5 protein-coding genes are annotated in these 5,009 nt (G+C 60.5%); all 5 read right to left on the bottom strand.

Going from position 1 to position 5,009, the window contains the following annotated elements; all coding sequences use genetic code 11:
* Positions 1-233: 233 nt before the first annotated feature.
* The 5 genes from WBB95_RS23695 to WBB95_RS23675 all read right to left on the bottom strand — a co-directional run bounded on the left by WBB95_RS23695 (position 234) and on the right by WBB95_RS23675 (position 4,862).
* Entirely contained in the window at positions 234-485 is a 252-nt protein-coding gene (locus tag WBB95_RS23695) for a YfhL family 4Fe-4S dicluster ferredoxin (RefSeq protein WP_029300613.1), read from the bottom strand.
* A gap of 102 nt (positions 486-587) precedes the next feature.
* Entirely contained in the window at positions 588-1,067 is a 480-nt protein-coding gene (gene coaD / locus WBB95_RS23690; protein ID WP_003195136.1) for a pantetheine-phosphate adenylyltransferase, read from the bottom strand.
* Between the two features lie 114 nt (positions 1,068-1,181).
* Positions 1,182-2,777 carry a GMC family oxidoreductase N-terminal domain-containing protein gene (locus tag WBB95_RS23685; RefSeq protein ID WP_424489770.1) on the bottom strand — a complete coding sequence of 532 codons (1,596 nt, stop codon included), beginning with the start codon at positions 2,775-2,777 and terminating at the stop codon, positions 1,182-1,184.
* A gap of 83 nt (positions 2,778-2,860) precedes the next feature.
* The gene (locus tag WBB95_RS23680) at positions 2,861-3,406 is read right to left on the bottom strand and encodes a twin-arginine translocation pathway signal protein (RefSeq protein WP_424489769.1); all 546 of its coding nucleotides are present in this window, start codon (positions 3,404-3,406) and stop codon (positions 2,861-2,863) included.
* 28 nt (positions 3,407-3,434) lie between these two features.
* Positions 3,435-4,862 carry a coniferyl aldehyde dehydrogenase gene (locus WBB95_RS23675; protein ID WP_424489768.1) on the bottom strand — a complete coding sequence of 476 codons (1,428 nt, stop codon included), beginning with the start codon at positions 4,860-4,862 and terminating at the stop codon, positions 3,435-3,437.
* Between the last annotated feature and the right edge of the window lie 147 nt (positions 4,863-5,009).

Raw genomic sequence — 5,009 nt, 5'->3', positions numbered from 1 at the left:
GGTTGGGGATGAATTTAACTAGCAGGAATCTCCACCAGCAGTACCGTCCCTATCGCAGCATAAGTATCTACACAACTTTCAAGGCTGAAAAATCTCCCTACAACGATGTGTAGATACTTATGGCCATCGCAGGCAAGCCAGCTCCCACATTCGGCCGCATTCTCATGTTGGCACTCGGTCAACTGTGGGCGCTGGCTTGCCTGCGAAGAGGCCCTCACAGGTACTAAAGAACCTCAGGCCTTGCCGGTAATCAACCGGTACTTCTCCATCAACTGTTCTTCAGTCTCAGGGCGTGCCTCATCCAGCGGAATGCAATCCACCGGGCACACTTGCTGGCACTGAGGTTCGTCGTAGTGGCCGACACACTGGGTGCACAGGTTGGGGTCGATCACGTAGATCTCTTCGCCCTGTGAAATCGCGGCGTTCGGGCACTCGGGTTCGCAGACGTCGCAGTTGATGCAATCGTCGGTGATGATCAGGGACATGGAAACTCCTGCCAGGGCAGTCAGCCAAGGCATCTGAAAACTAATGCGCGCAATTGTGCCGCATTGGCGCCCGCAGTGCGAGCGGGCGCCGGTTGAGCGGTCTTACTTCTTGAAGCGCAGCGTCAGCGCATCTGCCACGGCCGGGTGCACGAACTTGGTGATATCTCCACCCAAAGCGGCAATTTCACGCACCAACGTCGAGGAAATGAACGAATAACGTTCCGACGGCGTGAGGAACAGGCTTTCCACGTCCGGCGCCAGTTGGCGGTTCATGTTGGCCAGCTGGAATTCGTATTCGAAGTCCGACACCGCGCGCAGGCCACGCAGGAACACATTGGCATTCTGCTCTTTGGCGAAATGCGCCAACAGCGTCGAAAAACCCACCACTTCGACGTTGGGCAGGTGTTTGGTGACCTCTTGCGCCAGCTCCACGCGCTGTTCCAGGGGAAACAGCGGGTTTTTCTTGGGGCTGGCAGCGACCGCGATGATCACATGGTCGAACAGGCGAGAGGCGCGTTCGACCAGATCGCCATGGCCTTTGGTAATCGGGTCGAAGGTACCTGGGTACAACACTCGGTTCATCGCGTCGTCCTGGCGGAGTCCGTTGGGGAACCGGATGGTATCGCAGCCATCCCGGTCGGCCAAGTCAACTTATGCAGAAGAAAGCACTATAGACATGGCGAATAGCGTGTTTTTTCACGCTGTTATCAGACGTTCGGCCAAAGCTGTCGCCAGTTGTGCGGTCAATCCGTACACCGACAATTGCGGGTTAGCCCCAATGCTGGTGGGGAATAACGAGCCATCGTGGATCGACAGGTTGCGCAATTGGTGATGGCGACCGAGGCTGTCGGCGACTGCATTTTTCGGGTCTTCACCCATGGCACAACCGCCCATCACGTGGGCGCTGCCCAAGGTCGTGCGATGCAGTTCCAGGCTCAGGCCGTCAATCAGGCTGCGTGCCTCGGCGAGTGTGTTCACGTAGCGCGCATCGTGGTGCAGCGGCTTGACCGATTTGGCGCCTGCCGCGAACTGAATCTCGGCCATGCTGTGGAACGCGCGGCGCAGGCCGTCCCAGGCGTAGTCCGAGACCTGATAGTCGAGCACCGGTGTGCGGTCTCCGCGTAAATCCACGGTGCCGCCCGGGCTGTCGGGGTGAAAACCGTCGCGCAGCAGCGCGAGCATGGCGTGGGTATGGGGCAACTGGCTCATGTCCAACGCGTTCCCGGTGCTGTAGCCGCCGAAGAGCGTACTGGCCAGGCCTGGGTGTAAGGGTGGCGCTTCCAGCTTGTAGGACATTTTGCCGGTGGTGCCGTCCTGCCATTGGAAATGGTCGGAATAGATCGACTGCGGCGCGCCGTAGAACGGGTTGATCACCTCGTCGAACAACCCGGCGGAGAAATTCACCAAGTGCAGAAACGTGCGCTTGCCCAAGCGCGAATGCGGGTCGGGCGCGTCCGAGCGCATCAACAGCGCCGGGCTGTTGATGCCGCCGCCCGACAGCACGTAATGCTTGGCTTTGACCGTGATCTTGCGCCCGGTGGGCGCCACGCAGCGCTCATCCATTGCCACGCATTCGAGGCTGCTGATGGTGTCGCCGCTGTAGTTGAGGCGTTCGGCGCGGGCCAGGTAGAGCAGTTCGCCGCCTTTTTCCAGGGTCGCCGGGATGGTGGTCACCAGCATCGACTGCTTGGCGTTCACCGGGCAACCCATGCCGCAATACCCCAGGTTGAAACAGCCGCGCACATTGCGCGGGATCACATGCCAGCTGTAGCCGAGCTTTTCGCAGCCCTTGCGAATCACGTCATTGTTGGCGTTCGGGGGCAGGGCCCAGGGCGCGATGCCCAGGCGCTGCTCCATTTTTTCGAACCATGGCGCCATCTCGGCGCTGCTGTGGCCTTTGACTGCGTATTCGCTGGCCCAGTGGGAAAGGGTGGCGTCGGGTGTGCGAAAACTCGACGTCCAGTTGATCAGCGTGGTGCCGCCCACCGCGCGGCCCTGCAGGATGGTGATGGCGCCGTCCTTGCTCATGCGGCCGATGCCTTCCTGATACAGGCTGGCGTAGGCCTCGTCTTCGAGCAGCTTGAAGTCGCTGCTGGTCTTGAGCGGGCCTTCTTCGATCAACAGCACTTTGTAGCCGGCTGCGCTGAGGATTTCGGCGGTGGTGCCGCCACCCGCGCCGCTGCCGATGATGGCCACGTCGGCTTCCAGGGTCAGGTCGCTATCGAGGGCGGCGCCATTGTGGGCTTTCCAGCCACGGGCCAGGCCGTCGCGGAACAGATCGGGTACGGGCATAGGTGTGCACTCTTGTTTTTATACGAAGTTGGGTCCAGTTGAACACTGCAAACCCGCTCCCACATTTGATTGGGTTGCCAGGATTAGATCTCTGGCGGGCCCGGATAGCCGCAATGGGCCCAGGACGCGGGCCGGAAGTACCAGGCCATGATCACCAGCTTGAGCAGCGAGCCCTGGCCCATGCGCAGTAAATTCAGGTAGCTGTTTTCCCAACGGTGCAGGAAGTTGCGGACCTGCTCGCTGCTGGCGTTTTCCCAACTGCCCCAGATGCCGGTCAGCGGCCCACGGGTGATGCCCATGCCCAATACATCGAACAGTTGCTGGGTGAGCTTGAACATCTCCGGCGACAGGTGCTGGAGGCTGTAGTCGAGCTTTTTCAGGGTGTCTTCGATGCCAGCGACCACCTCCTGAGCGCTGGCGGCGCCTTCGAGCAGTACCGGGATCACCGCGCGCAGGAACGGCAAGTCACTGCTGCGCAGCATCGCAAAACCGCTGGCCGGCGTGCTGCTTGAGCACCCGCTGAGGCTCGCGCCCAGCCCGGCGGTGGCCAGGAAAGCGCTGGCGCACAGGCCGATTTTCAAGACGCCGCGCCGCGACAGCGCAGGTGAATCAGTCAGGCTGGGGTTCATTGTTTTTATTGTCCCGTGAGTGGCGCAATCAGCGGATAAACAGCTTCTGGATCAGCTTCTGGATGGCTTTGCCGTAGGGTGGATAAATCAATTTGGCCGCGTTCAGGCGTTGCTTGACCAGCACGCCCTTGGCCTTGCTGAACGTGAGGAACCCTTCATGGCCGTGGTAATGGCCCATGCCGGACGGACCGATGCCGCCGAAGGGCATGTCGTCCTGTGCCACATGCAGCAGCGTGTCGTTCAGGCACACGCCACCGGAGTGGGTTTCGTGGAGCACACGGTTCTGTTCGCCTTTGTTGTAGCCGAAGTAATACAACGCGAGTGGGCGAGGGCGTTGGTTGATGTAGGCAAACGCCTGGTCGATTCCGCGGTACGGCACGATCGGCAGAACCGGGCCGAAGATTTCGTCCTGCATCACGGTCATGTCATCGCTGACGTTGAGCAACAAACTATGCGCCATGCGCCGAGCCTGGCCTTGTTCGTAAAGCGGAATCAGCGTGGCACCCTTGTCGGTGGCGTCCTTGAGGTAGGTATTGAGCCGGGCCTGCTGGCGCTCGTTGATGATGGCGGTGTAGTCCGGGTTGTCAGCGAGGGTCGGATAAAAACCGCGCACGGCCTGGGTGTAAGCCTCGACGAAGCCTTCGACGCGATCCTCTGGCACCAGCACGTAGTCTGGCGCCACGCAGGTCTGCCCGGCATTCAGGCATTTGCCGAAAGCAATACGCTCGGCGGCGTCTTTGAGCGGGACGTCGGCGGACACAATGGCCGGCGATTTGCCGCCCAATTCCAGCGTCACCGGCGTGAGGTGTTCGGCTGCGGCGCGCATGACATGTTTGCCAATGCTGGTGGCGCCGGTGAACAGCAGATGGTCGAAGCGCAATTTGGAAAACGCCATGCCGACTTCGGCTTCGCCTAGCACCACGCACACCAGGTCCTCAGGGAAGATCTTCGCCAGCAGGGCCTTGAGCAGTTCACCGGTGGCCGGCGTGGATTCGCTGAGCTTGAGCATCACCCGGTTACCGGCCGCCAGCGCCCCGACCAGCGGGCCGATGGCCAGGTAAAGCGGGTAGTTCCAAGGCACGATGACCCCGACCACGCCGAGCGGTTGATAGATGACTTTGGCCGAGGCGGGCTGGAAGGCAATGCCTACGGCGCGGCGGGAAGGTTTCATCCAGCGTTTCAGGTGCTTGCTGGCATAGTGAATGCCGTGCAGGCTGGGCATCAGCTCGGCGAACAGGGTTTCATCTGCGCTGCGGTGGCTGAAATCCTGGCTGATCGCATTGATCAATGCCTGGCGCTCGTCGCTCAAGAGGTCCCGCAAGGCTTTCAACCATTGCTGACGCTGCGCGGCGGGCGGCATCGGGTTGGCGGCATAGGCGCGGCGCTGGGCGTCGAACAGGTCCTGGAGTTGATCCAGCGCCTGGGAATCTTGCAGGTAGGCAACGTTGGCAGGCATGGCGCAGTTCCCGATTGTTATAGGTCTGCCTGGATTTTTAGAGTCATTGCTCTAAATTGTCAAATGTCATTACAGCGACAGGCGGATTTATCCCGTTGAGGATAGGCCGTAAGATGCTCCATCACGTGTATAGAAGCTGATCCCCTA

This window comes from Pseudomonas sp. (assembly GCF_049645325.1).
Classification (GTDB): Bacteria; Pseudomonadota; Gammaproteobacteria; order Pseudomonadales; family Pseudomonadaceae; genus Aquipseudomonas.
Note: the sequence above shows the minus strand (reverse complement) of the source record. Positions and strands in the feature narration are given on the sequence as shown.

Coding starts and splice junctions, on each gene's coding strand:
- WBB95_RS23695 (WP_029300613.1), bottom strand. CDS start 485: ATGTCCCTGATCATCACCGACGATTGCATCAACTGCGACGTCTGCGAA.
- coaD (WP_003195136.1), bottom strand. CDS start 1,067: ATGAACCGAGTGTTGTACCCAGGTACCTTCGACCCGATTACCAAAGGC.
- WBB95_RS23685 (WP_424489770.1), bottom strand. CDS start 2,777: ATGCCCGTACCCGATCTGTTCCGCGACGGCCTGGCCCGTGGCTGGAAA.
- WBB95_RS23680 (WP_424489769.1), bottom strand. CDS start 3,406: ATGAACCCCAGCCTGACTGATTCACCTGCGCTGTCGCGGCGCGGCGTC.
- WBB95_RS23675 (WP_424489768.1), bottom strand. CDS start 4,862: ATGCCTGCCAACGTTGCCTACCTGCAAGATTCCCAGGCGCTGGATCAA.